Source organism: uncultured Nevskia sp. (assembly GCF_903885465.1).
GTDB lineage: Bacteria > Pseudomonadota > Gammaproteobacteria > Nevskiales > Nevskiaceae > Nevskia.
The window spans coordinates 1-4,945 of sequence record NZ_CAISIQ010000351.1 but is presented as its reverse complement, the minus strand read 5'-3'; the positions used below and the strand labels follow the sequence as shown (position 1 = coordinate 4,945).

Here is a 4,945-nt window from a genome sequence, read left to right as displayed (position 1 = left end):
CCAACACCACCAGCGCTCTGCTCGGTGCCCTGAGCTGGGAAGGCTCGACCCTGATTCATCTCGGTCGCCATGACGAAGGCCTGGCCCGACTCGGCGAGTACGCAGACCTGCTGCGCGGCATCATCGGCGAACAACCCGACGACCGCCGCCAGCAGTCCCGGCTTACCGAGGCACTGTCGGCGCTCGGCTATGCCGCCCTCGATGCCGAACGCCCGCAGCTGGCGCTGACCGCCAGCGCGGAAGGCAGGACTCTATCCGAGCAGCTGGTCGCTTCCGATGCCGGCAACCTCGACTATCTCCTCAACGAAGCGCGTCACGCGCAGATCGCGGCCGCTGCCCAGTTCCAACTGCAGAAGTGGCAGGCAGCGACTGTCGAGAATGAGCGGGCGCTGCAGCTGTTCCGGAGCCTGCTGACCCGGGATTCGAGCGTTGCCCAGGCGCGCCGTGGCGCAACGAGCTCGCGGATCCTCAACTTCGAACTGGCCTGGAAGACCGGCCAGCCGAGCGCGGCGCACGCCGTTGCCGAAGAGGCCCTCAAGGCCGTCGGCGATGCTCCGCCGACAGACGCCGGTGACAGTATCGATTTCGTGTATGCCCATCTGCTGGCAGTGGAACTGGCGACCCTGGTCGACCACGACTCGGCGCTCGCCGCGCAGCAAGTGCAGGCCACGCAGGCCGCGCTCGACGGCCTCGCTGCCAGCACATCGACCGACAAGCAGGATGATCTGCCCAGCTTGCGTGCCGCACTGGCGCTGCTGCGTGGCGCAGATCACATTGCTGACGCGCCGCCGGCCGAATCGCGGTCACCGCTGACCTACAGTGTGGCTCGCCTGATCGAGCGACATTGCCGGACCCGTCCCTCGGGGTTTCCCGACGAGGTCTGCAGGTCCGGCAGCACACGCACCACGACCGCCACATCCCGCTGATCCGCCTGTCCACACGAGATTCCCCATGTCCCTGCTCAAGTTCCCGCCTCGCCAGTACTTCCAGCGCTGGCTGACGCTGCCGGCGATCCAGAGCGGCAAGGACCGTACGGTGCTGCCGGTGAAGCTGGTCTGGGCACTGCTGGCGCCGCAGCGCGACGGCGTGAAATACCAGCTGACCGGCCCGGCAGCGAAGCGTTACCGCTTCGATCCCGACAAGCCCCTGTCCTTCGACATCAACGGCGCGGACCGGACCAGTGCGCTCGAATGGGAGGTCAGCGCCGATTCCCTGGTCGTCACCATCAATCCGAACGACACCAACTGGACGGAAGGCAAGGCCACGTTCTTCTTCGTCGGCCTCAACGGCACGACGAACCCGCCGCCGTTCGATCCGACCATCGGCAATGCCGGCGGCCCGCGACCCAACAACTAGTGCAGCGAATACGGCCTCGCTGGCCGCACGACGACCGGCGCACGGCGATCCCGCCCGCGCTTCGACCTGAGTAAGCTGCACGGGCCGTGATCCGCGGCAGCCAGGCTGGAGTCGGGCGTTGCGCAATTTCCGTTATTTCGACTTCCTGATGGCCGGCACGGTGGCCGTGCTGCTGTGCTCGAACCTGATCGGCCCGGCCAAGGCCTGCATCGTCACCTTGCCGGTGATCGGCATCGTCACCTTCGGCGCCGGCAATCTGTTCTTCCCGATCAGCTACATCTTCGGCGACGTGATGACCGAGGTGTACGGCTACGCGCGCGCCCGGCGCGCGATCTGGGCCGGCTTCGGCGCGATGATCTTCGCGACGTTCATGAGTGCGATCGTCGTCGGCATGCCGGCGAGCCCGACCAGCGATTACAACAAGGTGCTGCAGCCGGCACTGGAAACGGTGTTCGGCAACACCTGGCGCATCGTCGTCGCCAGCATGGCGGCCTACTGGGTCGGCGACTTCGTCAATTCCTTCGTGATGGCGAAGATGAAGATCTGGAGCGAAGGCCGGCATCTGTGGATGCGCACCATCGGCTCGACGATCTGCGGCCAGGGCATCGACAGCCTGCTGTTCTATCCGATCGCCTTCTACGGCCTGCTCGATAACGCGACCCTGGCGTCGCTGATGGTGTTCAACGTGCTGTTCAAGATCGGCGTCGAAGTGGCGTTCACGCCGGCCACCTATTGGGTGGTCAACGCGCTGAAGCGCGCCGAGGGCGTCGACACCTACGATCGCGACATCTCGTTCTCGCCGTTCTCGCTGAAGGACGAGGGCGACACGAAGACCTTGAAGTAGGTCTGACCTGGGACGCTCGTTCAGCGGGCGTTCGGGTTAGAACTGCGACGGTGGCCGACCGTTGCCCCCCACTTTTCACTCGGGATCATCCGCATGAGTTTGTCCGTCAAATCGTCTGTACGTCTGTTTGCGCCTCTGCTGTTCGGCTTCTCCGCGCTGCAAGCCGCGCAGGCCGGCGGCACCGCCACCGTGCTGGCCGGCGAGGATTTCAGCCAGCCCAGCTTGCAGGTCGTGCGTTCGAGCATCGAGTTCGATGGCACCGCCCATGTCCGCGTGCAGGCCGAGAACCGCCGCGAGGGTTATCTGATCGTCCGCGACAACGTGCCGTACGCAATCACCGCGCTCGAAGGCCAGCCGATCGTGCTGAACTTCGCGCAGATGATGCAGACCATGGGCGGCATGGCTCGCAGCCTGGCGCCGCGCTCGCTGATCACCGATGGCCGCTATGTGAACCTGACCGGGCCGGGCGCGATCGAGACCATCGCCGGCTTCTCGGGCAGAGTCTGGGAGCTGACCACGGTCAACAAGGCGGGCCGTCAGCGGGTCGACGAAATGGTGCTGACCAACGATCCGAAAGTGCGCGAACTGACCGACGCGATGCTCAGCACCGGCCGCCTGCTGGCGCGCTCGCTGCCGGAACTCGATGCCGATGCCAACGAACGCCTGGCCACTGAACTGAAGCAGCGCGGCACCGGCATCCTGCGAGTCGGCCGCAGTTTCAGGCTTGAGAAACTGGATACCGCAACACCGCCGCCATCGCGTTTCGCGCTACCGGCCGAACCGACCGTGCTGCCTGATCTGCGTTCGTTCGGCGGGCTGTTCGGCAAGTAGCTTCAAGACGCCTTCGGCACGCCAAAGATCCAGCCTTCCGCCTCGCCGGCACCGGCCGCCCACAGCGCTGGTTTGCTGGCGGCTTCGCGCAGACCAGCCGCGGTGACCAGCGCGTCGGCCTGATGATCATCGAACTCGCCGCGTGGCGAACTCTCGGTCCGGGCCGGTGGCAGGCCGATGCTGGCCAGCGCGTTCAGCACGTGATTGATGTCTTCGCGGCTGCGCAGCTTGGCGTTGCCGAAGCCGGCCTTGCGGATGTACAGGCGCGGATAGATTTCGACGCAGACCGAACGGCGATCATGTCCGGCGGACGGATCGAACGGCCAGATCGCGACCCGCTCGCGCACCTGCGTTTCCAGCCGATGCAGCAGGCGCATGCCGGCCAGCGCGCCCTTGCCGACCTGTTTGGCACCGATCAGCTGGAACGGTGTCTGCGGATTGCCGAGCCCGGCCTCGCGACAGGCGGTTTCGGCGCTGCGCGGCTGTTCGTTCCAGCCTTTCGGCTGCGGGCCAGCGGTCCAGAAACGGGGATCGCCCTCGGCATAGGCGCGGCCCAGCAAATCCGGCTCAATCGCGCAGCGGGCTTCGACTTCCGCCCACAACACCGATGCGGCGCGGCCATCGCCGGGCAGATGGAAGGCGAAATCGAAACCGACCAGCAGCCGCTGCGGACGCGCCAGTTCGGCGCGCAACCAGTCGAGCACGCTGCTGCGCGTCCAGGTCTTGCCCGGCGGCTTGACTAGCTGCGGCGCGGCGCGTCCCGCCGCACAGCGAGCGACGGCGATGCCGGCGTAGCCCGGCTGCGCGGCACCGGACCAGTCGATGCCGACATAGCCATCGAACTCGCAGTCGATCACCGCAGGAATCGTTGCCAAGCTCAGTTCGCCGGCAGCGGAATGAACTCGTGTTCCTCCGGCACCTGGCCGAACGGTCCTTTCTGGCCCCGTTCCTGGCCGTAGTCGAGCCAGTCACGCTTGCCCTGTTCGATGCGCTCGGCGCGCGTCGACACCAGGTTCCACCAGATGTGGCGCTCTTCGGGCAGGCGGGCGCCGCCGAGCAGCATCACCCGGCTTGTCTCGTCGGCGACGACGATCGCTGCCGCACCCGGCACCAGCACTGCCAGCTCGCCGGGCTCGAAGCGTTCACCGCTGATCGTCACCGCGCCGCTGACCACGTAGACGGCGCGCTCCTCATGCTCGTCGGTCATCGTCAGCCGGGTGCCGATGGGTAGTTCGGCAACGAGATAGAAAGTCGGCGAGCGCACTTCGACCGGCGAGCAGCGGCCGTAAGCGTGACCGGCGATCAGGCGCAAGCTGGCGCCATCGCGCTCGAAGGCCGGCAGGCTGGCCGCCGGGTGATGGACAAATGCCGGCGCGCATTCCTCATCAACCACCGGCAAGGCCACCCAGCTCTGGATGCCGTGCACCGCGTAGCCGCTGGCGCGATCGTCCGGATGGGTGCGTTCGGAGTGGACGATGCCGCGGCCGGCGGTCATCCAGTTGACGTCACCCGGCGTGATGTCCTGCAGGGTGCCGAGGCTGTCGCGATGGCGGATGCGGCCTTCGAACAGATAGGTGACCGTGGCCAGACCGATATGCGGATGCGGTCGCACGTCCATGCCGCTGCCGGCCGCGAAGGTTGCCGGGCCCATCTCGTCGAAGAAGATGAACGGGCCGACCATCTTGCGATGGGCGATCGGCAGCACCCGCTTGACCGAGAAACCGCCGAGATCGCGCCTGCGGCCGGCGATGCGGTCGAGGATGCAGCTGGATGCCGCGCTTGAAGACGAATTCATCGATCGAACATTCCGAAAGGGATGCCGAATGATAGGCGCTAGGCGGCGTCTTCAGGCGTCTTCAGGCGTCGTCGTCGGCGGCTCCGGCTGCGTCGGCAACGGCGGTGGATTCAGCGCCT

The 4,945-nt window shown here is 66.5% G+C and carries 6 protein-coding genes; 4 read left to right on the top strand and 2 right to left on the bottom strand.

The genetic code is table 11. From position 1 onward, the window contains the following. The 4 genes from QZY06_RS13935 to QZY06_RS13920 form a co-directional block, all read left to right on the top strand. Nucleotides 1-926: hypothetical protein (locus QZY06_RS13935; protein WP_295685546.1), on the top strand; the 926-nt coding region annotated here is incomplete at its 5' end. A 25-nt stretch (nucleotides 927-951) separates the two neighbouring features. Beyond that, the gene (locus tag QZY06_RS13930) at nucleotides 952-1,356 is read left to right on the top strand and encodes a hypothetical protein (RefSeq protein ID WP_295685543.1); all 405 of its coding nucleotides are present in this window, start codon (nucleotides 952-954) and stop codon (nucleotides 1,354-1,356) included. A gap of 148 nt (nucleotides 1,357-1,504) precedes the next feature. Continuing rightward, nucleotides 1,505-2,200 carry a queuosine precursor transporter gene (locus tag QZY06_RS13925; RefSeq protein WP_367275646.1) on the top strand — a complete coding sequence of 232 codons (696 nt, stop codon included), beginning with the start codon at nucleotides 1,505-1,507 and terminating at the stop codon, nucleotides 2,198-2,200. Between the two features lie 93 nt (nucleotides 2,201-2,293). Next, nucleotides 2,294-3,031 carry a hypothetical protein gene (locus QZY06_RS13920; protein ID WP_295685537.1) on the top strand — a complete coding sequence of 246 codons (738 nt, stop codon included), beginning with the start codon at nucleotides 2,294-2,296 and terminating at the stop codon, nucleotides 3,029-3,031. 2 nt (nucleotides 3,032-3,033) lie between these two features. Here QZY06_RS13920 and QZY06_RS13915 read toward each other — a convergent pair whose 3' ends face one another. Together QZY06_RS13915 and QZY06_RS13910 are read right to left on the bottom strand one after the other, a co-directional pair. Next, a complete protein-coding gene (locus QZY06_RS13915; RefSeq protein ID WP_295685534.1) occupies nucleotides 3,034-3,906 on the bottom strand; it encodes a hypothetical protein in 873 nt (290 codons plus the stop codon). Nucleotides 3,907-3,908: 2 nt separating this feature from the next. Continuing rightward, nucleotides 3,909-4,826, bottom strand: coding sequence for a pirin family protein (locus tag QZY06_RS13910; protein WP_295685532.1), 918 nt, complete (start codon nucleotides 4,824-4,826; stop codon nucleotides 3,909-3,911). Nucleotides 4,827-4,945 lie beyond the last annotated feature (119 nt).